Origin of the sequence: Streptomyces azureus (assembly GCF_001270025.1) — a bacterium.
Lineage (GTDB): Bacteria > Actinomycetota > Actinomycetes > Streptomycetales > Streptomycetaceae > Streptomyces > Streptomyces azureus.
Genome location: NZ_DF968361.1, coordinates 1 through 21,564 on the forward strand (window position 1 = coordinate 1; position 21,564 = coordinate 21,564).

Below are 21,564 nucleotides of genomic sequence, written 5' to 3' on the forward strand. Positions count from 1 at the left end.
GCGAGCGCGTCTACACCGAGGACAACCCTGGCTACCCCAACCTGAAGGCACGCGACTCCGGCCTGCCGTACGCCCGCTACACCCTGGCGGCCGGCGCGCACCCCATCGGCGACTGGCCGAGCACGGTGTGGGCCCTGCTCCAGGCGGTGAACGTGCTGGACGCGGCGGACGGCCTCGTCGACGACGCACAGCGCGCCCGGCTCGTCGAGGTGGCCCACGGCTACTGGCGATGGCTGACGGAGGTGACGTTCTTCAACCCGCAGGAGGCCGGCAACCAGGCGATCGGCTGCGTGGTCGGCGGTCTGATGCTGGCCCGGCACCTGCCGTCCCCGGACGGCGAGTCGGTGCGGCGGCGGGCCATGCGGCTGTACGAGGACGAGATCCGCGCCCACCGGGTCCGCGACCGCGGCGCGCTCCTGCCGCCCGAGCACGGCGGCGCCTACGACAACAACTACGGCCCGATCTCCCTGTCCTTCCTCGCCCAGGCCCACCGGGTCAGTGGCGAGGAGATCTTCGCCGAGGACGGCGACGCGCTCGCCCGCTACATCGACGCCCGTCTGACGAACGGCGGCTTCGACAACGGCGGCCCGCGCTACAGCGAGCAGCACTCCGCCTTCGAGTCGGTGCTGGGTCTGCGCTACTTCAGCGCCCGCATCGGTTCCGACCTGGGCCGCTACCGGGGCGACAGCCGCTGGGCCCGGCACGCCCGCAAGGCGGACGGCGGTGTCGACGGTCACTTCGCGTGGATGCTGGTCTGGCAGATCCAGGACACCACGCGCTGGCACCGCACCCCGTCGCCGGCTCCGGCCCGCCACCAGCTCCGCGCGGGCACGGTCTCGGTGGCCTTCGACGACCGCATGACCCCGTCGCTGGTCGAGGCGGCCGACACGTACTACCTCCCGGCCGCGGTGAATCGCCAGCACGGCTTCGGGCCGGTGGCCGACGGCTTCCTGCTGTGCCGCCCGATGGGGGAGGTCCGCGTAAGGGACGTGGTGTCCGGCCTCCTGAAGGCCAAACTGGTCACCAAGCCGGTGGTCGGCCGCGACCACGTCCTGCGCCATGTGCGCTCCCTGTACGTCACCGACGGCACGCACCTGTGGACGACGGTGGCCGTGGAACGCCTCGGCGGGACGCCGTACTTGCTGGCCGGACTGCCCTACGCGGAGAACGCCGGCGACCGGGTGCGCCGCACGGCGCAGGCCAGGGTGGCATCGGCAGGCCCGCTGCGCCTGACGCACCCGCAGACCGAGGACGTCCACCACTTCGACGCCCGCTCCGAACGAACCCAGGAACAGGCGGCGTTCGCCCTGGCCCTCGACCCGCGCGGCTACGGCAACCCCGACGAGGGCTGGCGCCACCTGGTCACCTCCTCCGCCCTGGAGGCCGAACCGGCCCCCGGCGCACCCGAGGACCTGCACGTCTTCGCGGTCCGCTACGGCCCGGGCGACGACGAGTTCACACCGGCGTTCGAACGCGAGGGCGCGGCCCTCAGGGTCCGCACCGAGGCGTTCACGGCGGTGGTCGGAGAGGCGGCAGGCGACGCGAACGCCGAACCGGAGCTGACGCTGTCCTGCGGAACGGACGCCTGAGAGCGGTTCACCTACGGCGCTGCGGCGGATGCGGAGGCCAGGGCCCGAGCGCGGGCAGCCCCTCCGCCGCCACCGGCGACGTGGCGGGTGTGCGGCCGGCCATCCAGGCGGCCAGGTCGCGCACCCGCCCGGTGACCACCGTGCCGGTGCGGTCGCCGACGGACCATTCCCGGAGCACGTCCTCGGCGCGCACGCCCGTGCCCGCCGGCAGCCGGCACAGCAGGAAGTCGATGGCGTGACAGGCCAGTTCGGCGGGCCAGTCCTCCGGCCGGACGCCCAGGTCCAGATCGGCCATGTGGATCCAGGCCTCACGCCAGCGGGCGTAGACCGTCGCGGCGATGTCCGCGTTGCGGAACGTCACCGGACGCCCCCAGTCGGCGTCGCCGAGACGCGCCCAGACCGACTCCAACTCGGCGTTCCGGGCAGCAAGTTCGGCACGGTGACCGGCCGCACTGCGGCCCGCGCCGGCCTCGATGATCGCGTTGCGCTCGTCCACGCCACCGTCATAAGCGGGCACGAGCTCTCCGCGCAGGGCGTGTTCCGCGAGACGGGCGAACATCCGGGCGTTGTCGGCGAGATGGGCCAGGACATGCCCGCGCGACCAGCCGGGGAGGGCGGACGCCGCACGGACCTGCTCGTCGTCGAGCGGGTCGACGAGGCGTGCCAGCACACGGTGGGCGTCGATCACCTCGGTCACGGGGACTCGCACGGGTGTCTCTCCTACACGTCGGAGGCGGGGTTCACGGCGTCCGGTGCCTGAGCGGCGAGTTCCCTGAGGGGCTCACCACTGAGCCGGCACACCTTCCACTCCTCCAGGAGTTCCACCCCGAGCGACTTGTAGAAGTCGATCGTCGGTGTGTTCCAGGCCAGGACCCACCACTCGAAGCGGTCGTAGCCGTTGCGCCGGCAGGTCGCGGCAAGGGTGGCGAGGAGGGTCTTTCCGTGTCCCGCGCCGCGCGCCCGCGGCCGTACGTAAAGGTCTTCCAGGTGCATGCCGCGCGTGCCCGTCCAGGTCGAGAAGCGCGGGAACCACAGGGCGTAGCCCACGGCCTCACCCGTGCCGTCGTCCTCGGCGATCAGCGCGTACGCGGCCGGGTGCTCACCGAACAGCGCCTCACGCAGCTGCTCCTCGGTGGCCCGGGCCTGCTCGGCGGCCCGTTCGTACGCGGCGAGTTCGCGGATCATGGCCCGGATCTCGGGGACGTCGTTCACTGTGGCGGACCTGATCATACGACCGATCATGCCTCATCGCGGCGCGGCCCGGAATCGGATTATGGGCACAGGTGAACCCCGTGACGCTGCTCGCCCTCTCGGACGCCTGAGGGACCGGCATGCCGGGCGTCACAACGGCAGACCGATCAGCCCCCACCCGCGCCGACCGGCCTCCGTCACCACCACGCCCCACTCCCGCAACAGCACCGAGAACTCGTCGAAGTCCTCGATCCACCGCCCGGGGCACGCGGCATGCACGCCGTACGGCTCGCGCAGGCTCTCCAGCAGGGGCTCGGCTCGTGCCCAGTGACCGGCCAGCGCGGACACGGTCGCGGGCGGGCAGGCGAGCAGCAGCCGACGATGCCAGGGGTCGGGGTCCGCAGCGAACAGGCCGCAGACCGTGTCGTCCTCGGTGCCGGTGCCGTTGTCCCAGATCAGGCCTTGCAGGAACGCGTCCAGGTGCGCGCGCTGTTCAGGCCCGGCATGCTCCCGCACGTCCTCCCAGGCCTGCCCCGCCCAGAAGTGCGGCTTGTAGGAGCCGGTGGTGCTGTGGAACTCGTACCGGCCGCACCACGGCACGCTCGACGCGGCGGGCCACACCCAGCCCCGCTCGGGCTCCGCGTCCCAGTCGAGCTCGTCCCCGGGCAGCGCGGCGTCCTCGAGCAACGCGTACCGCTCCTCGAAGGGTGTCCTTTCGAGCCGCTTCCAGTCGACTGCCAGCACCGTGATGTCCAAGCCCATGCGGGCACCCTAGGCGCGCGACCGATGCCTGGTCGTGCGAATAGTTCACGCCCGAACGCGCGGCAGTGCCGACTCCGGCACCACCAGGTCGGCCCGCCCCCGGGTCGTCGCGACCAGTTCGGCGTTGGGCTGGTCCGAGCGGGACACCCAGGCCTGAGCCTCCTCGCGTGTCTTGCCGAACTGCTCGTGCCGGGCGACCAGTCGGCGGGCCCGCTCCGGCTCGGGGAGTTCGCAGAACCACACCTCGTCGAGGAGGGGGCGGACACGGGCCCAGGCGCCGGTGTTCAGGAGGAGGTAGTTGCCCTCGGTGATGACCAGACGGGCCGTCGGCGGCACCGGGATCGCGCCCGCGAGCGGCTGCTCCAGGACCCGTTCGAAGCCGGGCGCGTAGACGATGTCGTCGGCGTGTGTCTCCTCGCGCAGGCGCGCCAGCAGGGCCGCGTAGCCGGCCGCGTCGAAGGTGTCGGGCGCGCCCTTGCGGTCGCGGAGGCCGAGCCGCTCCAGTTCGGCGTCGGCCAGGTGGAAGCCGTCCATGGGGACATGAGCGACCCAGGGGGCGCCCGATCCGTTCAGGTCCCGGACCAGGTGCTCCGCGAGCGTCGACTTGCCCGCGCCGGGGCTGCCGGTGATGCCGAGGATCGCGCGGCGGCCTCCCCGGGACAGGGCGCGGGCACGGTGGACGAGGTCGTCGAAGGTGAGCGGCACAGAAGAGAGTGTGTCACCCGTGTCCGGGCTCGGGCGCCGAGAGCCCCGCACCACCCCGCGCCGCCGTGTGTGGCGTGCGCCACTCACTGGAACACCACCGGACGGGAAACCGGTCCTGTATGACGCAGCTCGGACTCCCCGAAGACATCCACGCCTGCCTCTTCGACCTCGACGGCGTCGTCACCAAGACGGCCGTCGTGCACGCGGCCGCCTGGAAGGAGATGTTCGACGCCTTCCTGCGCGAGCGCGACGGCGCGGAATTCCGGCCGTTCGACGCGTCCGACTACGACGAGTACGTCGACGGCCGGCCACGCGCCGACGGCGTGCGCACCTTCCTCGCGTCCCGCGGCATCGACCTGCCCGACGGCGACCCCGACGACCCACCCGGCGCGCAGACCGTGCACGGACTCGGAAACCGCAAGAACGAGCTGGTGCTGGAGAAGATCCGCACCGAAGGCGTCGAGGCCTACGACGGCACCCTGCGCTATCTGGAGGCGGTTCGTGCCCACGGCCTGAGCACCGCGATCGTCTCCTCCAGCGCCAACTGCCGGGACGTGCTGCGCTCGATCGGCGCCGAGCACTTCTTCGAGGTACGGATCGACGGCGTGGTCGCCGCCGAGCGCAAGCTGCCCGGCAAACCGCACCCCGACACGTTCCTGGCCGCCGCCGAGGACCTCGGGGTCCAGCCGGCCGAAGCAGCCGTCTTCGAGGACGCCCTGGCCGGCATGGACGCGGGCCGCGCGGGCCGTTTCGGATACGTCGTCGGCGTCGACCGCGTGGGACAGACCGACGCGCTGTACGCGCACGGCGCCGACGTCGTGGTGAAGGACCTCGCCGAACTGGGGGACACGGAGTGATCACACAGCGGGCGTACAACGTCGAACCCTGGACGGTGCGCGAGACGGAGCTCAACCTCGACGTCCTGGCACAGAGCGAGTCCGTGTTCGCCCTGTCCAACGGCCACGTCGGCTGGCGCGGCAACCTCGACGAGGGCGAACCGCACGGCCTGCCCGGCTCCTACCTCAACGGCGTCCACGAACTGCACCCGCTGCCGTACGCCGAGGCCGGATACGGCTACCCCGAGTCCGGCCAGACGTCCATCAACGTCACCAACGGCAAGGTGCTGCGCCTGCTGGTCGACGACGAGCCGTTCGACCTGCGCTACGGGCGCCTCGTCACCCACGAGCGGACCCTGGACCTACGGCGTGGCGTCCTGGAGCGGGTCTGCGAGTGGACCTCCCCGGCCGGCTCGACGGTCCGGGTGCGCTCCACGCGGCTGGTGTCCCTGACCCAGCGGGCGATCGCCGCCGTGGCGTACGAGGTGGAGCCCGTCGACAGCCGTACCCGCGTGGTCGTCCAGTCGGAGCTCGTCGCCAACGAGAGCCTGCCCGGGCCGGACGACGGCGACCCGCGCGCCGCACGGGCGCTGAAGTCGCCGCTGGAACCGGAGGAGGACCTCGCCTCGGGCAGCCGGCTGCGCCTGGTCCACCGCACCCGGCGCAGCGGCCTCAGGGTCGCCGTGGCCGCCGACCACCTCGTCACCGGCCCGGAACGGACCACGACCAGCAGCGAGAGCAACGTGGACGTGGCCCGGCTGACCATCACCTCAGTCCTGGAGCCGGGGGAGCGGCTGCGGGTGGAGAAGCTGGTCGCGCACGGCTGGTCCGGTGCCCGCTCCCGGCCCGCGATGAGCGATCAGGTCGAGGCGGCCCTGGCGGCGGCCGCGCACAGCGGCTGGTGGGGGCTCCTGAAGGACCAGCGGGCCTGCCTCGACGACTTCTGGGGGCGCGCCGACGTCGAGATCGACGGCGACGAGGAGATCCAGCAGGCCGTCCGCTTCGCCCTCTTCCACGTCCTCCAGGCCGGCGCCCGCGCCGAACAGCGCGCCATCCCCGCCAAGGGACTCACCGGCTCCGGCTACGACGGCCACGCCTTCTGGGACACCGAGGCGTTCGTGCTGCCGCTGCTGACCTACACCGCGCCGGCCGCGGCCGCCGAGGCCCTGCGCTGGCGCCTCGACACCCTGCCCGCCGCCCGGGAGCGCGCGGCCCAGCTCGGCCTGCGCGGCGCCGCGTTCCCCTGGCGGACCATCGAGGGCTCGGAAGGCTCCGCCTACTGGCCGGCCGGCACGGCCGCCTTCCACGTCGGCGGCGACATCGCGGACGCCGTGGTGCGGTACGTGGCGGCCACCGGCGACGAGGAGTTCGAGCGCGAGGCCGGCGTGGAGCTGCTGGTGGAGACCGCCCGCCTGTGGCGTTCCCTCGGCCACCACGACGACCGGGGCGTCTTCCACATCGACGGCGTCACCGGACCGGACGAGTACAGCGCGATCGCCGACGACAACACGTACACCAACCTCATGGCCCGGGCGAACCTGCTGGCCGCCGCCGACGCCTGCAAACGCCACCCCGACGAGGCGGCCCGGCTCGGCGCCGACGAGGAGGAGCGGGCCGCCTGGCGGGACGCCGCCGAGGCCGTGCACGTCCCCTACAACGAGCAACTAGGCGTGCACGAACAGCACGCCGGCTTCACCCGCTACCAGCGCTGGGACTTCGACCGCACCGGCCCGGACCAGTACCCGCTGATGCTCCACTTCCCGTACTTCGACCTGTACCGCAAGCAGGTCGTCAAGCAGGCGGACCTGGTCCTGGCGATGTACAGCTGCGGCAGCTTCTTCGAGGAGTACTTCGACGAGGAACAGATCGCCCGCAACTTCGCCTACTACGAGCCGCTGACCGTACGGGACTCCTCCCTGTCGGCCTGCGTCCAGGCCGTCATGGCCGCCCGGACCGGCCATCTGGACCTGGCCTGCGCCTACACGGCCGAGGCCGCCCTGATGGACCTCGGAGACCTGGAGCACAACACCCGCGACGGACTGCACATCGCCTCGCTGGCCGGCACCTGGATGGCGCTGGTCGCCGGGTTCGGCGGCATGCGGTGCGCCGACGGCGGCCTGCGGTTCGCGCCGCGCCTGCCCGAGAGGTACAGCCGGCTGGCCTTCTCGGTGGGGTTCCTCGGCCGGTGCCTGCGAGTGGAGCTGACCGCCGGGCAGGCGACGTACACCCTGCGCTCGGGCCCACCCCTGACGATTCGTCACCACGGCACCGAGGTGACGGTGCGTGAGGACGCCCCCGTCAGCCGCCCCGTTCCCCCGCTGACGCAGCGTCCGGCCCCGAGCCAGCCACCGCACCGCGCCCCGAACGCCCGCTGACCTCCGGATCGCGTCAGGCACTTGGCCGTATTCCGCTCTGCACGTCCCCACCCCGCGGGTTAGCTTGGCCATGTTTTCTGATCATCAGACCTCCACCTTCGGCCTGCGTGCCGTGGAGGTCGCAGCTGCCCTACGCGCGTAGGGGTAAGGGGTGGACGATGTCCAACGGCGCGAACGCCATCCTCGTTCGTATGCGAAGACGCGAACAGGCATACGCGTCGGGCGCCACCCGCGGGACGCGCGTCAACGGACCGCTTGCCGCGGTGGCCGCCGTCTTCGTCCTCGCGCAGCTCGTCCTCGTCCGGCCCGTCCTCGGCCTCGGCTGGGACGAGATCGTCTACGTCAGCCAGGTCACCTCGCACACCCCGGCGGCCTTCTTCAGCGCACCGCGCTCCCGGGGCGTCTCCCTGCTCGTGGCGCCCGTCGCGTCCTGGTCGTCGTCCGTCCCGCTGCTGCGCGTCTACCTCGCCCTGCTGTCCGGCCTCGCCCTCTTCCTCGCGCTGCGCGCATGGCGGGGCCTGTTCCCGACCCGGGTCCTGGTCGGCGGCGGCGCCCTCTTCGCCTCCCTGTGGGTGACCCTCTTCTACGGTCCGCAGGCCATGCCCAACTACTGGGTCGCGATCGGCGCCCTGATCAGCGTGGGCTGCTTCCTGCGGGCCCGAGCGGACCGTTCCGCCCGGGCGGCGCTGTGGGGCATCGCGGCGGGTGCCGCCCTCATGGCGTGGATGCGGCCCACCGACGCGGTCTGGGTGACCGTGCCGCTGCTCGTCCTCACCCTGGTGCGCCGCCACTGGCGACTCCTCCTCGCGCTCGCGGCAGGCCTCGCGGCCGGCGCCGTCCCGTGGGTGATCGAGGCCTACGTCGGCCACGGCGGCCTCGGGCAGCGGCTGTCGGACGCCTCCCGCATCCAGGGCGGACTGGGCTGGCAGATCGCCGTCGACGACCAGTTGCGCAGCCTGGGCGGACGAGCCCTGTGCCGGCCGTGCACCGTGCCGATGCCCAACCCCCTGGTCACCGTCTGGTGGTTCGTCCTGCCCGTCCTGGCCGGCCTCGGCCTGGTCGTCGCGGCCCGGGCCCGGCGCCTGGGACGCACCCTGATCCCCCTGGCCTGCGCCGCCACGGCCGCACTGCCGTACCTGTTCATGATCGGCTACGCGGCGCCCCGATTCCTCCAGCCGGCCTACGCGCTGCTCGCGATCCCGGTCGCCGACGCCCTGTGGCACCTGGTCAGGACCCCGGGGGGAAAGTGGCGGCCGGTGGCCGCCGCACTGGTCGCCCTCGGCCTGGCCGGGCACCTGGCGGTGCAGATCGCCGTCCTGGAAGGCGCCGTGTCCCGCAACACCGAGAGCCGCCGCGACTGGGACCGCACCGCCGGCGAGCTGCACCGCCTCGGTGTCCGCCCGCCCTGCCTGCTCACCGGCCACGAGGCCATCCCGATCGGCTACTACACCGGCTGCTCCTCGGGCGCGACGGCCGGCCACAACGAGAACACCACGGCGGCGGACATCCTGCGCACCGCGGACCGTCTTCCGGTCGCCCACATCGCACCGGCCGGCGGCACCCCGCCCCGCTACGCCCGCACCTGGCCCGTCCACCGGATCTCGGACCTGGACGTCCGCGTCGCACCGCCCGCGCAGCGGTCCGGCCCCTGACGCCGCACGGCGCTCCTGCCCCAACTCGCGTTTCCAGTCCGGCCCGTTAGGTAGGAGTCGGTTGACGGTTACGGGCGAGGGGGGAACGCCATGGCGGGGAGCGACCACGAGGGCCGGCTGGGGGAGGAGTTCTTCACACCGGGCTCCTCGTCCTTCACCGAGTTCCTGGCGGCCCACCGCCCCGAGCTGCTGGGCACCCGCCGGATCCTCCCGGACGGCGTCCGCGCCGAGGGTGCCCCGCACGGCACGACCGTGCTGGCCCTCACCTACGGCGACGGCGTGCTGATCGCGGGCGACCGGCGGGCGACGATGGGCAACCTGATCGCCCAACGCGACCTGGAGAAGGTGCACCCCGCCGACGACCACACCGCGGTGGCCTTCGCCGGTTCCGTCGGGCTCGCGCTGGACCTGGTGAAGCTCTATCAGGTCGAGCTGACGCACTTCGAGAAGGTCGAGGGCGTCCCCATGACCCTCGCCGCGAAGGCGACCCGGCTGGCCACGATGATCCGGGGCAACCTGGGCCAGGCCATGCAGGGCCTGGCCGTCGTCCCGCTGCTCGCCGGCTACGACCCCGCGGCTCCCGAGGGCCGGCAGGGCCGGATCTTCGGCTTCGACGTCGCCGGCGGCCGCTACGAGAAGTTCGGCTTCCACGCCGAGGGCTCCGGCTCGCCGTACGCCCGCGGCGCGTTGAAGAAGCTGTTCCGTCCGGGCATGTCCCGCCGCGAGGCCGCACTGGCCGCGCTCCAGGCGCTGTACGACGCGGCCGACGACGATTCCGCGACCGGCGGCCCTGACATCATCCGCCGCATCTACCCCGTCGTGTCCGTCATCACCGAGGACGGCTTCGAGCGGCTTCCCGAGTCGGAGACGGAGGGGCTCGGCCGCGAGATGGTCGAGCAGCGCCGCAGCCGGCCGGACGGACCGAACGCCGCGGTGTGACACCCGTCGCGGGGCGCCCGGCTCCGCGGAGTTTCCGTCCCGCGGAGTTTTCGGTTCCATGGACAAGACCTGTCGCGGGCTTTACTGCACATGACTTGCAGGTACTGGAGGATGGCGCGAGGCTGTTTCCCGCAGCCGTCCGTCCGACAGAAGGACCTCCCCCCGATGACGGCCGCCCCTGAGTCCACTCCGTCCCTCCCCGCCCCGGCTTCCGTGCAGCGCACGGCCCGGCACCGCGTCCGTACCTCCATGACGCGGCAGGAGTGGACCAGGGCCGGGGGGATGGCCGCGGTCATCGTGGCCCTGCACGTGATCGGCTGGTTCACCCTCGTCGCGATCGTCGCCCCCGAGCACCGCGCCATCGGCACCCAGACCTTCGGCGTCGGCATCGGCGTCACCGCGTACACGCTCGGCATGCGGCACGCCTTCGACGCCGACCACATCGCCGCCATCGACAACACCACCCGCAAGCTGATGGGCGAGGGACAGCGGCCGCTGTCGGTCGGCTTCTGGTTCTCCCTCGGCCACTCCAGTGTCGTCTTCGTCCTGGCCTTCCTGCTCACCCTCGGCGTGAAGACCCTGGCCGGGCCGGTCCGCGACGACGGCTCCGTGCTGCACGACGTCACGGGCCTGATCGGTACGACCGTCTCAGGGACGTTCCTCTACCTCATCGCGGCCGTCAACCTCGTCATCCTCGCCGGCATCTGGAAGGTGTTCCGCGGCATGCGCTCGGGCCGCTACGACGAGGCCGCCCTGGAGGAGCAACTGAACAACCGCGGCTTCATGAACCGCCTCCTGGGCCGCGTCATGAAGTCGGTCTCCAAGCCCGGGCAGATGTACCCGCTGGGCCTCCTCTTCGGCCTCGGGTTCGACACCGCCACCGAGATCGCCCTGCTCGTCCTGGCGGGCTCCGGCGCCGCCTCCGGCCTGCCCTGGTACGCGATCCTGTGCCTGCCCGTCCTGTTCGCCGCCGGGATGTGCCTCCTCGACACCCTCGACGGCTCGTTCATGAACTTCGCCTACGGCTGGGCCTTCTCCAAGCCGGTCCGCAAGGTCTACTACAACCTCACGATCACCGGCCTGTCCGTCGCCGTGGCCCTGCTCATCGGGACCGCCGAACTCCTCGGCCTGCTCGTGGAGCGGCTCGGCCTGCACGGCCCCTTCTGGGACTGGATCTCCGGCCTCGACCTCAACGTCCTCGGCTACGTCGTCGTGGCCCTGTTCGTCGCCACCTGGGTGGTGGCGCTTCTGGTGTGGAGGTTCGGGCGCATCGAGGAGAAGTGGACGGGTGACCTGGTCCGGCCGGGGCGCGGTGTCAGTCCATGACGGCGAGGGCGTATCCGAAGGCGAGGGCCACCGCCATCAGGACGACGGCCACCGCGACCAGCACGGTGCCGAGCACCGCCGCCACTCCGGCGATCGCGATCCAGCCGACCCGCGCCACGCGCTCGGACCGCCGGACGAAGTCGCCGTCCCCATCCAGGCCCTCATCAGCCATGAACACCCTCCCCGACGGCGAAGATGCAGCAGCGCGCGCGGGCGCCCCGACGGCATCCCCCGGGGTTAGAGCCCGCGTAACGGGAAACGCGGAACGGGCACCTGAGACGAACGAGTCGACGCAGCGCGACAGGGAGGCAGAAGTGATGGGCACGGAACCGATGCGCCCCGAACCGATGGCGGACGATGTGTACCAGCCCACCGGGAGCAACGAGGAGCAGGAGGACGCCGCGCCGCTGGACCTCCAGGACGCCGTCGACGAACGGACCTACGACGACACCCTCGACGAGGGCTACTCCCCGCCGGAGAAGCCGCTCGGCGTCACCAAGCGCGGCACCACCGCCGCCGAGCAGCACGAGGGCGAGACGCTCGACGAGCGCCTCTCCCAGGAGGTCCCCGACGTGTCCGCCGAGCCCACCGGGGACGGCGTGGGTGACAGCCCCGACAGTGACGGCGAACCGGTCGATCCCGAGGCGGGCACGGTCCGTGCGGGCCGCCTGGTCGCCCCGGACGAGGGCGCCCATCCCGACACGACGAAGGAGACCGTCGCGACGGACATCGGCATCGACGGGGGCGCGGCCGGTGCGGAGGAGGCGGCGGTACACGTGGTGGAGGACGACGGCGACCTGCCGGAGGGCGACGACAGGGTGTGACCCGCGCGGCGTCACGCGTCACGGAGTCCATGGCGCGTGACGTCCCGCGGGGAAGGGCTACGGCAGCAGCTTCTCCAGCGCGGCCGGGCCCTCCGCCGCGAGCTTGCGCTTGGCCCATTCCAGGTTGTGCGGGGTGAGGTCCTTGCCCGAGGCGAGGACGAGGTCCTCCGGTGACACGTCGGTGCCGGTGCGGGCGTGGAGCAGGCGGTCCGGGGTGGTGCGGTCCTCGGGCGGCCGGGACGCGTGGGGCTGTGACGTCGACATGTTCTCTGCTCCTAGGGTCCGGATCGCTGGGGCGGCCCCGGTGCTGAAAAACGGGTCCGCTATCACCATTCAACGCGCGAGCCCAGCGTGCATCCGGAGAGCCCGCGCCACCGCACGAGAACCGGCACCGACAGCGTGCCGAAAGCCCTGCTGAGAACCCCACGGACCCGTGCCGGAAGTCCGGCCGGGAGTCTGGTGGGGAAGTCGGCCGGAGGTCCCGCCGAGCCCCCGCAACCCCGCCGCGAGTCACCCGGAGTCCCCGCGGAGCCCGTCGGCAGACCCGCCAGAGAACAGCCCGCAGACCCCCGAGCCCCCCGTTCGGACGCTCACCGATGTCGCCGTGCCGTGGCCCGGGCGACGGTGGACACACGTGTCCCTCCGGCTGACAGGAGCGCACACGTGTGACCGCCGCTGTCGGCCTGGCCTGCGCCGCCCTCCTGGCCTGCGCCGGTACGGCGAGCGCCGACTCGGGCCGCGTCGGCATCGCCACTGACAGCCCGGGTTTCCTCTCCGGCAACGTCGTGCAGACCCCCTCAACGTCGATGCCCACGTCTGCGGCAACTCGATCGACGTGATCGGCCTGCTGAACCCGGCGTTCGGCAACAAGTGCACGATCAAGGACTGACGCACCGGTCGTACGGCAACGACGGCGGCGGCCCGCGAAACACCGCGGGCCGCCGCCGGCCGCCGTCAGGGACCGCGCCGCGGGCGGGGCGCGAGGACGAGCATCGTGACGTCGTCCCGCACGTCCGGGCAGTACCGGACGAGGTCGGTCCACACCCGCTCGGCCAGCGCGGCCGGATCCTCGTCGGCGAGGCCCGGCAGCCGCTCGGCGAGGGGATAGAAGACCCCGCCGGCGTCCCTGGCCTCGGTGACACCATCGGACGCGAGGAACAGCCGGTCACCGGCCCGCAGCCGCACCGAGACGACCCTCGGCGGAGTGACCTCGGCGAGGCCCAGCCCCAGCGGCGTGCACGGCTCGACGTCCAGCTCGATGGTCCGCCCGTCCCGCAGCAGCAACGGCCCGGCCTGCCCGCACGCCATGATCCGCACCACACCCGCGTCGGCGGAGAAGTCCAGCAGTACCGCCGTCGCGAACAACTCGGCGTGCGGCTCGTCCGCGGAGTCCACCGCCAGCCTCCGGTCGAGCCGGGCCGCCACCGCCTCCGGATCCGGCTGGTCCAGCACCGCCTCCCGGAACGCCCCGAGCAGCGACGCGACCGTGGCGACCGCCGACAGCCCGTGCCCCTGCACATCGCCCATGACCGCCCGTACGCCGTAGGGGCCCGCGCGTACGTCGAAGAAGTCGCCCCCGACCAGCGTCCCGCTCTGCGCGGCCCGGTACAGGCCCGCGCACCGCACCGGCCCGACCTCTTCCGGGAGCGGCGGCACGACCGCCCGCTGGGCGACCTCGGCGACGGCTCGTTCCGTCACCAGCTGCGCGTCACGCCTGCTGCGCACGAACGACAGCAGCACGCTCAGCGCGGCCACGAAGCAGACGGTCAGCAGATCGGTGCTGCCGGGGTTGTCCAGACGGAAGACGGGAACCGTCAGCACCAACACCGCCGACGCGCCGAGCGCCGCCGTCACGACCGGCCCGTGGGCCAGCACGGCCAGCGGCGGGATCGCGCCCAGCAGGAAGCCGACGTCCAGCGGCACCGGACTGACCAGCTCCGCCGTGCACACGCCCGCCAGCAGTACGGACGGCAGCAGCCGCGCCCAGACCGGCGGCGGTGCGCCGCGCAGCCAGCCCCGCCGGTCCAGGTCCCGATCCCGGTCCTGGTCCCGGTCCCCGTCCCGGCGCGGCAGCCGGGCGCGCGCTCTGCTCACACCACCACGCTGCTACGCCCCACCGGGCGCCGCACTCCGGGCCCGCGTCACCGGGGGCGGCGGTCAGCGGTGGCAGGCGGGGCGTGCGCGCCTGCTGTAACGGCGTGAGCGTCAGCCGCAGCCCCGTCGGCGCCGTGTCCTGGATGTACGAGGCGAAGTCGGCCACGTCGTCGAAGGCGAAGCCGTACGCCTTGCCGTCCCGCGCGGCCGCGTGCATGGCCTTGGCGTAGTGGTTGGTGAGGCCGGTCCGGTAGAAGGACGCGGGGCCGGTCGTGGGCTGGGCGGCGGAGCCCACCAGCGTCGAGCGGTTGAAAGCGGCCCGCCAACCCGTCTGTCATGCCGAAACCCCTTGCTGAAGCCGCTACTTGGGCGTCCTGACGGTCGCTTGACCGGCTCTTAAGGGCCACTTAAGCCGCGTCGGAAAGGCGTTGGACGGTCAGTCGGTGATCCCGTAGCGTGTCGGCGTCACGCCCCGAGACCGGTGGAAGGAGGGCAGAGCCGTGCAGTTCACACCGTTCCAGCGCTCCCTGCTCCTCGTCCCGGCGTGCCTCGACTGACCTCACCGGGAGCGCTCTCCGCACCATGCATCCCGGAGGAATTCCGTGACCGATGTGGTCATCCGCGCGCTCGACACGAGCGACGCCGATCTCTTCGACCCCCTGCCCGATCCGCTGGGCGCCCGTGAGGGCCACCGGCTGACCCGGCATCGCCCCGACTGGAAGCGGGTGGCCCTGCGCGACGGCAGGGTCGTGGCCCGCGGCGCCTGGTGGGGCGGCCCCGACGACACCGAGCCCCTCAGCCTCAACTGGTTCGACGTGGCGGAAGGCGAGGAGGAGGCGGGCGCCGCACTCCTGCGCTCCGCCCCCTGGCAGGTGGAACTGGAACTGAACCTGCCCGCGGGCTGGCGCGACGACCCGGCCCTGCGCGCCGCGGCCGAGACCCGCTTCACCGCCGCCCGGAAGGCCGGCTACGACCTCCTGGTGGAACGCCTGCTGTACCGGTGGACCCCCGACCACGGCCTGCCCGAGCGGCCCGGGCGCCTCACCTTCCGCGGCGAACCGGACGACGCCGTGTTCTTCGACGCGCTGCGCCGCATCCACTCCGTCACACTGGACGTCCACGCGCTGAAGGCCATCGAACAGGGCGGACTCGACCAGGCGGCCCAGGAGGAACTCGACTTCTTCCACTGGTGCCCCTCACCACGCGAGTGGTGGCAGGTCGCGTACACCCCGAAGGGCGAGATGGCCGGCATCCACATCCCGGCCCACAACCCCTCGGGCCCGTGCATCGCCTTCATCGGCGTCCTGCCCGACCAGCGCGGCCACGGCTACGCCTACGACCTCCTGGCCGAGTGCACGCACTTCCTGGCCGACCAGGGCGCGGACTTCATCGCCGCCGCCACGGACCAGGGCAACTTCCCCATGGCCGCGAACTTCGCCAAGGCCGGCTTCCCGGTGGTGAGGGAACGGCTCAACTTCGACCTGGTGTAGGAACCGGGCCGGCCGTCCTGCGGGGCCGACGCCCGGCGTCTTTCAGCAGCTCGTCGGCCGCCGTCAGGATCTCCGTGACCCGCAGGCCGAACGCCGCGTCGCACGCGTGCGGGCGGCCGGTCCTGGCGGCGGCGAGCAGCGCGTCCGCGGCCCGCATCAGGGCGGGAACCGCTCCGTCGGAGCTCTCCGGCAGGACCGCGGCCCCGGCCTCCCCGAGGAGCTCCACGACGGCACCGGACGCGGCGGGCGGTGCCGTCAGGCTCAGCGTGAGGGTGCTCGACGCGCCACCGGCGTGGTCGAGGACGACATGCGCCGTGTCCCCGGGGCCGTACGCCGCCGCCGTCACGCGCCGCACGTCGCCCAGCACCGGCAGCAGCACGGACAGGGCGTGCGGGCCGACGTCCCACAGGGCGCCCTTCTCCCGCCGCCACGGCGTGGCGAAGGGGCTCTCGCTGGTGAACACCGCCCCGAGCCACTGCGCCCGCCCCGTGAACCACCCCGGCACCGCCGCCTGCTCGGCGATCCACGCCTCCGGCTCGGGCTGGAAGCGGGCCGTGAAGAACACGACCGAGGCGACCCCGGCCTCCTCGGCCGCCTCGACCACGGCCCGCCCTTGCTCCACCGTCGGCGCGAGGGGCTTGTCGAGCAGCAGATGACACCCGTCCCGCGCCGCCCGCACTGCGAGCCCGGCCTGCACGTCCGGAGGCAGCGCCACGGCGACCGCGTCCACGTCGGCGAACAGCTCGTCCACGTCGTCGTACGCCCGGACACCGTGCCGCTCGGCCAGCTCCTTGGCGGCCTCCGGGCGACGCCCCCACACACCGGCGAAGTCGAGCCCGTCATGCCCGCTGAGCGCGGGTGCGTGGGCCAGCTGCGCCCAGGGTCCGGTGCCGAGCAGTCCTATGCGCATGCCGTCGCCTCTCCATGCTGCCTGAAACCGCAGGCGGCCGGTTCCGGCCGACCGCTCGGCGAAGAGCGTGTCACACGGGACCGGCCGCCGGGGAGCCCGGTCAGCAGCCAGGGACCGCACGGTGTGAAGCCGCAGGTTCCACGCACTGACCGTGCAGCCGAGGCCGCCCTCGCCGCGCGACGCCCGCGGCATCACCCTGGCGGTCCGGGCCTGCGCCGGCGGTGCCGAACAGGCCTTGCTGTCCTACGGCACCGCCGAACGCCGCTTCTCGGTCGACCGCGGCCGCTCCAGCCTCGACCCGGACGTCCGTAAGGGTGTGCACGGCGGAACCGTCGAACTCGACGGCGGGAGACTGCGGTGGAGGGTCCTGCTCGACCCCTCGACCCCTCGATGCCGGAGTCACCAGCCGGGTCTACCGCACCCGGGAAGCCTCCGACGGCCTGCGCCTGACCACCGACGGAGGTGCCGCCCGCGTCCTGGAGCTGGACGTCTGGCGGATGAACGGCGCCTACGACACACCCGTCGTCCGCGCCCAAGGTGCTGGCCAAGGCGACCGGCCGCGGCGTCGAGCAGTACCGTCGTGTCGTCTTCGACCTGTCCGCGCACCTCGGCGAGCGGATCCATGAGGCGAAAATGAAGAAAGGCAAGGAGAACTCTCCTCGCCACTCTCAACCTATAGCACACAGGGGGCCTTGCGGCAAGGCCCCCTGTGTGCCGCAGACTGTCCGGCCTACCAGGACCTGCGGATACGGGAGCATGACGTGACCCCCCTGACCACCAGCGCGTTCGACCTTCCCGACCGCCTCGCGCACAAAGCCGACCCGGCGCTGATCGCCCGGGACGAGCGGCACTTCGCTGCCATCGCCGCCTGTCTCGAACAGTCGATCGCCGAGCTGTCCGACCGCCTGGCCGCCGAGCGCAAGGCGCCCGGCGGGAAGGGCCGGCAGGCGATGGACCGGGACGCCGAGATCCACCGGCTGACCGCCCGCCTGCGGGCACTGCGGCGCTTCGGCCTGGACCTGTGCCTCGGGCACATGGCCGGCGTGGACGACCCCGATCCCGTGTACGTGGGACGACTCGGCCTCACCGACAGCGAGGGGCGCCGGCTGCTGGTCGACTGGCGTTCCCCCGCGGCCGAGCCGTTCTTCGGAGCCACCCACGCCAACCCGATGGGCCTGGCCAGCCGCCGCCGCTACCGCTGGACGGACGGCCGGATCAGCGACTACTGGGACGAGGTGTTCACCGCGGACAAAGTCGTCGGGCACGCCGCGCTCGACGACCAGTCCGCCTTCATCGCCAGCCTGGGCGGCAACCGCTCGCCCCGGATGCGGGACGTGCTCGGCACCATCCAGGCCGACCAGGACGCCATCATCCGCGCCGGTTCACGGGGCGCCCTCGTCGTCGACGGCGGTCCGGGGACGGGCAAGACCGTCGTCGCCCTGCACCGCTCCGCCTATCTCCTCTACTCCGACCCCCGGCTCGGCCACCGCCGGGGCGGCGTGCTGTTCGTCGGCCCGCACCGGCCCTACCTCTCCTACGTCTCCGATGTCCTGCCCAGCCTCGGCGAGGAGGGCGTGCAGACCTGCATCCTGCGCGACCTCGTCACCGAGGGGGCCGAAGCGGCCGTCGAGACCGATCCGGACGTGGCGCGCCTGAAGTCGTCGGCGGACATGGTGAAGGCGATCGAGAAGGCCGTCGCGTTCTACGAGGAGCCGCCCACCGAGGGGATGACGGTCACGACCCACTGGTCCGACATCCGGCTCAGCGCCGAGGACTGGCTCGTGGCGTTCGCGGCGGCGGAACCCGGCACCCCGCACAACGATGCGCGCGGCCAGGTCTGGGAGGAACTGCTCACGATCCTGGAGGACAAGCACGAGGGCGACGCGCCGACCGCCCTGCTGCGCAGGTCGCTGTCGCGGAACAGGGACCTGCTCACGGCCTTCAACCGCGCCTGGCCGCTGCTGGAGGCGAGCGATCTCGTCGGAGACCTGTGGTCGGTACCGGCCTATCTGCGGATGTGCGCTCCCCGGCTCAGCCGCGACGACGTGCGAAAACTGCAGCGCGATGATCCCCAGGCCTGGACGGTGTCCGACCTGCCGCTGCTGGACGCGGCACGGCAGCGGCTCGGCGACCCGGAGGCGTCACGGCGCAAGCGCCGGCACGCCGCCGCCGTCGCCGCCGAACGCGAACGCATGGACAGGGTCGTCGACAACCTGCTGGAGGCCCACACCCACGACGACGGCGAAGGGGTGCTGGTCATGCTGCACGGACAGGACATGCGCAACTCCCTGGTCGACGAGTCCGCCCTGCCCGCCGACGACCCGGACCGGCTGGCCGGCCCGTTCGCGCACATCGTCGTGGACGAGGCCCAGGAACTGACCGACGCGGAGTGGCAGATGCTGCTGCTGCGCTGCCCGTCCCGCAGCTTCACCATCGTCGGGGACCGTGCCCAGGCCCGGCACGGGTTCACGGAGTCGTGGCGGGAACGACTCGCGCGGGTCGGGTTCCACCGGGTCGACCTGGCCTCACTGAGCATCAACTACCGGACGCCGGAGGAGATCATGGCGGAGGCCGAGCCGGTCATCCGGGCCGCGCTCCCGGACGCCAACGTGCCGACCTCCATCCGCAGCGGCGACGTACCCGTCGTGCACGGTTCCACCGCGGAGCTGGACTCGGTCCTCGGCACCTGGCTCGCCGCACACGCCGACGGGATCGCCTGTGTGATCGGCGATCCCGGGTTCCGGCCGGCTTCGCCCCGGGTCCGTTCGCTGACCCCGGAACTGTCGAAGGGGCTTGAGTTCGACCTGGTCGTCCTCGTCGACCCGCAGGACTTCGGCACGGGCATCGAAGGCGCGGTCGACCACTATGTCGCGATGACCCGGGCGACCCGGCAGCTCGTCGTCCTCACGAGTTCCTGACATGGCTCCGGCCGGGGCCCCTTGGTGCGGGCCCCGGCCGGAAGAAGGCACGAGTCCTACCCGGCGAGTTCCTTGCGGATGCGGTCCAGCATGAACGCCGACGACTCCCGGGCCCGCTCCTCCCAGGCGAAGACACAGGACGTGGCGACACCGTCGAAGCCCAGCTCGCGCAGGGTGCCGAAGAAGGCGTCCCAGTCGACCTCGCCCTGGCCGATGTCGAGGTGCTGGTGGATCCGGGCCGGCGTGCCCGGCGGGTTGAGGATGTAGCGCAGGCCGGACGAACCCTTGTGGTTGAAGGAGTCCGCGATGTGCACGTGCTGGAGCTTGTCGCCGGCGTAGCGCATCATCGCCGCGATGTCGGCGCCGACTTCGGAAGCCCCGGAGAGGTGGAAGGAGTGCGGGGCGCAGTACAGGTAGTTCACCCACGGCTTGTTGATCGCGCGGACGAGATCGACGGCGGGCGTGTTCTCCTCGCAGAAGTCGTCCGGGTGCGCCTCCAGGTTCACAGCGATGCCTTCGCGCTCGAACACCGGCAGCAGTTCCTCCAGCGAGCGCCAGAAGGCGGCCTCGCTCTCGGCGGCCCGCTCGGGCCGGCCGTTGAACTCCGAGTTCATCAGCGGGCATTCGAGCTCGACGGTGATCTCGATCATCCGCTTCCAGTAGCGGACGGCGGCCTGCCGCTCGGTCTCGTCCGGCGAGGACCACTTGTACAGCGGCAGCACCGAGGACAGCCGCACATCGTGCCGGCGCAGGGACTGCTTCAGCTCCGCCACCCGCGCGTCGTCCGCACGCGGGTGCAGGAAGAACGGCATGAAGTCCGCGCGCGGCGACAACTCGATGTACTCGTAGCCGAGTTCGGCGACCGTGCGCACCATCTCGTCGATCGGCAGGGCGCGGAACATATAGGGGTCGAGGGCGATCTTCACGCGGTGCCTCCGTAGAACGCGGGGCGGGGCTTCATGTCGACGGTGACTCTCTCGCCGCCGGTCTCCAGGGACCGGACGGCGGCGTCGGTGATGACGGTGGCGGCGTAACCGTCCCAGGAGGACGGGCCGGTGGGCTCGGCGCCGGCGGCCACGCCTGCGACCCACTCGCGGAACTCGGTGTCGAAGGCCTCCGCGAACCGGTCCTTCCAGTCCTGGAGGACACCCGTGCCGTGCCGGGCGGCGGTGCGGATCCCGACGGCCGCCGGGTCGGGCAGCCGGACCAGGCCGTCCTCGCCGACGACCTCGCACTGGATGTCGTAGCCGTACTGGCAGTTGACGAAGACCTCCAGGTCGATCCGGACGCCCCCGGACGTCTCGAAGATCATGATCTGAGGGTCCTTGAGATGAGCGAAGCGCTTACTCGTGGCGCGCGGGGTGACCACCTGCGCGGAGACGATCTCGTCGTCGAGCAGCCAGCGCAGCACGTCGATCTCGTGCACGGCCGTGTCCTGGGCGGCCATGGCGGAGTGGTACGACTCCGGCACGGTCGGGTTGCGGTGGGCGCAGTGCACGATCAGCGGGGCCCCGAGCGAGCCGGTCGACAGGACCTCCTTCATCTGGCGGTAGCCGGCGTCGAAGCGGCGCATGAAGCCGACCTGCACCAGCCGGCGGCCGTGCGCCCGCTCGGCCTCGACGATCCGCAGACAGTCCTCGGCGGTCGTGGCCAGGGGCTTCTCACAGAACGCCGGCTTGCCGGCCGCGATCGCGCCCAGGACGTGCTCGGCGTGGGTGGGCCCCCAGGAGGTGACGAGGACGGCGTCCACGTCCGGGGAGGCGATCAGATCCGCGCCGGTGGGCAGCGCGGTGGCGCCGACCCGGGCCGCCGCCTCGGCGGCGCGGGCGGTGTCGATGTCGGTCACGGCCGTCACGGACGCCCCGGTGACGACCTCGGTGAGCCGCCGGATGTGGTCCTGGCCGATCATTCCGGCGCCGATGACGCCTACACGTACGGTCATGGTCGTTTCCT

The 21,564-nt window shown here is 72.4% G+C and carries 20 protein-coding genes and 2 pseudogenes; 11 read left to right on the top strand and 11 right to left on the bottom strand.

Annotated elements, in window-relative coordinates; genetic code table 11:
• A partial coding sequence (locus AOQ53_RS28680) for a hypothetical protein (RefSeq protein WP_059421648.1) occupies nucleotides 1–1,589 on the top strand: 1,589 nt, incomplete at its 5' end.
• 7 nt (nucleotides 1,590–1,596) lie between these two features.
• Here the strand turns inward: AOQ53_RS28680 and AOQ53_RS28685 are convergent.
• The 4 genes from AOQ53_RS28685 to AOQ53_RS28700 all read right to left on the bottom strand — a co-directional run bounded on the left by AOQ53_RS28685 (nucleotide 1,597) and on the right by AOQ53_RS28700 (nucleotide 4,247).
• Complete coding sequence (locus AOQ53_RS28685) at nucleotides 1,597–2,298, bottom strand: maleylpyruvate isomerase family mycothiol-dependent enzyme (RefSeq protein WP_059421649.1); 702 nt, start codon at nucleotides 2,296–2,298, stop codon at nucleotides 1,597–1,599.
• 11 nt (nucleotides 2,299–2,309) lie between these two features.
• Complete coding sequence (locus AOQ53_RS28690) at nucleotides 2,310–2,819, bottom strand: GNAT family N-acetyltransferase (RefSeq protein ID WP_059421651.1); 510 nt, start codon at nucleotides 2,817–2,819, stop codon at nucleotides 2,310–2,312.
• A gap of 111 nt (nucleotides 2,820–2,930) precedes the next feature.
• Nucleotides 2,931–3,542, bottom strand: coding sequence for a hypothetical protein (locus tag AOQ53_RS28695; RefSeq protein ID WP_059421652.1), 612 nt, complete (start codon nucleotides 3,540–3,542; stop codon nucleotides 2,931–2,933).
• A gap of 45 nt (nucleotides 3,543–3,587) precedes the next feature.
• On the bottom strand, nucleotides 3,588–4,247 hold the full coding sequence (locus tag AOQ53_RS28700) for a nucleoside/nucleotide kinase family protein (protein WP_059421654.1): 660 nt from the start codon (nucleotides 4,245–4,247) through the stop codon (nucleotides 3,588–3,590).
• A gap of 119 nt (nucleotides 4,248–4,366) precedes the next feature.
• Between AOQ53_RS28700 and AOQ53_RS28705 the strand changes: the two genes are divergently transcribed.
• The 5 genes from AOQ53_RS28705 (at nucleotide 4,367) to nicT (ending at nucleotide 11,375) form a co-directional block, all read left to right on the top strand.
• Nucleotides 4,367–5,104, top strand: coding sequence for an HAD family hydrolase (locus tag AOQ53_RS28705; protein ID WP_059421656.1), 738 nt, complete (start codon nucleotides 4,367–4,369; stop codon nucleotides 5,102–5,104).
• On the top strand, nucleotides 5,101–7,458 hold the full coding sequence (locus AOQ53_RS28710; protein WP_059421657.1) for a glycoside hydrolase family 65 protein: 2,358 nt from the start codon (nucleotides 5,101–5,103) through the stop codon (nucleotides 7,456–7,458). The genes AOQ53_RS28705 and AOQ53_RS28710 overlap by 4 nt, the downstream gene beginning before the upstream one ends.
• A 158-nt stretch (nucleotides 7,459–7,616) precedes the next feature.
• A complete protein-coding gene (locus AOQ53_RS28715) occupies nucleotides 7,617–9,110 on the top strand; it encodes a hypothetical protein (RefSeq protein ID WP_059421658.1) in 1,494 nt (497 codons plus the stop codon).
• Between the two features lie 90 nt (nucleotides 9,111–9,200).
• A complete protein-coding gene (gene prcB, locus AOQ53_RS28720; RefSeq protein WP_059421659.1) occupies nucleotides 9,201–10,049 on the top strand; it encodes a proteasome subunit beta in 849 nt (282 codons plus the stop codon).
• Between the two features lie 165 nt (nucleotides 10,050–10,214).
• Nucleotides 10,215–11,375, top strand: a complete 1,161-nt coding sequence (nicT, locus tag AOQ53_RS28725) for a Nickel transporter NicT (protein ID WP_059421660.1) — start codon at nucleotides 10,215–10,217, stop codon at nucleotides 11,373–11,375.
• Here nicT and AOQ53_RS28730 read toward each other — a convergent pair.
• Nucleotides 11,365–11,547 carry a hypothetical protein gene (locus tag AOQ53_RS28730; RefSeq protein WP_059421661.1) on the bottom strand — a complete coding sequence of 61 codons (183 nt, stop codon included), beginning with the start codon at nucleotides 11,545–11,547 and terminating at the stop codon, nucleotides 11,365–11,367. The two genes, nicT and AOQ53_RS28730, sit on opposite strands and share 11 nt — an antisense overlap.
• Nucleotides 11,548–11,707: 160 nt before the next feature.
• Between AOQ53_RS28730 and AOQ53_RS28735 the strand changes: the two genes are divergently transcribed.
• Complete coding sequence (locus tag AOQ53_RS28735; RefSeq protein ID WP_059421693.1) at nucleotides 11,708–12,199, top strand: DUF5709 domain-containing protein; 492 nt, start codon at nucleotides 11,708–11,710, stop codon at nucleotides 12,197–12,199.
• Between the two features lie 57 nt (nucleotides 12,200–12,256).
• On the opposite strand, the gene AOQ53_RS28740 is transcribed toward AOQ53_RS28735, so the two are convergent.
• Entirely contained in the window at nucleotides 12,257–12,463 is a 207-nt protein-coding gene (locus AOQ53_RS28740; protein ID WP_059421662.1) for a hypothetical protein, read from the bottom strand.
• A 401-nt stretch (nucleotides 12,464–12,864) separates the two neighbouring features.
• Here AOQ53_RS28740 and AOQ53_RS28745 point away from each other — a divergent pair.
• Nucleotides 12,865–13,088 (top strand): annotated as a pseudogene (locus tag AOQ53_RS28745) (chaplin).
• 65 nt (nucleotides 13,089–13,153) lie between these two features.
• Here AOQ53_RS28745 and AOQ53_RS28750 read toward each other — a convergent pair.
• Together AOQ53_RS28750 and AOQ53_RS41770 are read right to left on the bottom strand one after the other, a co-directional pair.
• Nucleotides 13,154–14,293, bottom strand: coding sequence for a PP2C family protein-serine/threonine phosphatase (locus AOQ53_RS28750; protein WP_078945556.1), 1,140 nt, complete (start codon nucleotides 14,291–14,293; stop codon nucleotides 13,154–13,156).
• Between the two features lie 100 nt (nucleotides 14,294–14,393).
• Nucleotides 14,394–14,612 (bottom strand): annotated as a pseudogene (locus AOQ53_RS41770) (beta-1,3-glucanase family protein); the annotation flags it as partial.
• Between the two features lie 283 nt (nucleotides 14,613–14,895).
• Here AOQ53_RS41770 and AOQ53_RS28755 point away from each other — a divergent pair.
• Entirely contained in the window at nucleotides 14,896–15,783 is an 888-nt protein-coding gene (locus AOQ53_RS28755; protein WP_059421664.1) for a GNAT family N-acetyltransferase, read from the top strand.
• Here AOQ53_RS28755 and AOQ53_RS28760 read toward each other — a convergent pair.
• Nucleotides 15,764–16,693, bottom strand: a complete 930-nt coding sequence (locus AOQ53_RS28760) for a Gfo/Idh/MocA family protein (protein WP_059421667.1) — start codon at nucleotides 16,691–16,693, stop codon at nucleotides 15,764–15,766. The genes AOQ53_RS28755 and AOQ53_RS28760 overlap by 20 nt on opposite strands.
• 151 nt (nucleotides 16,694–16,844) lie before the next feature.
• Here AOQ53_RS28760 and AOQ53_RS48175 point away from each other — a divergent pair, with 151 nt between their 5' ends.
• Nucleotides 16,845–17,330 carry a GH32 C-terminal domain-containing protein gene (locus AOQ53_RS48175; RefSeq protein ID WP_167745774.1) on the top strand — a complete coding sequence of 162 codons (486 nt, stop codon included), beginning with the start codon at nucleotides 16,845–16,847 and terminating at the stop codon, nucleotides 17,328–17,330.
• Between the two features lie 124 nt (nucleotides 17,331–17,454).
• A complete protein-coding gene (gene helR, locus AOQ53_RS28765) occupies nucleotides 17,455–19,611 on the top strand; it encodes an RNA polymerase recycling motor ATPase HelR (protein WP_059421669.1) in 2,157 nt (718 codons plus the stop codon).
• A gap of 56 nt (nucleotides 19,612–19,667) precedes the next feature.
• Here the strand turns inward: helR and AOQ53_RS28770 are convergent, their stop codons facing one another.
• Both AOQ53_RS28770 and AOQ53_RS28775 read right to left on the bottom strand, forming a co-directional pair.
• A complete protein-coding gene (locus tag AOQ53_RS28770) occupies nucleotides 19,668–20,537 on the bottom strand; it encodes a sugar phosphate isomerase/epimerase family protein (protein ID WP_059421671.1) in 870 nt (289 codons plus the stop codon).
• The gene (locus AOQ53_RS28775; RefSeq protein ID WP_059421673.1) at nucleotides 20,534–21,553 is read right to left on the bottom strand and encodes a Gfo/Idh/MocA family oxidoreductase; all 1,020 of its coding nucleotides are present in this window, start codon (nucleotides 21,551–21,553) and stop codon (nucleotides 20,534–20,536) included. Before AOQ53_RS28775 ends, AOQ53_RS28770 begins: the two co-directional genes overlap by 4 nt.
• Nucleotides 21,554–21,564 lie beyond the last annotated feature (11 nt).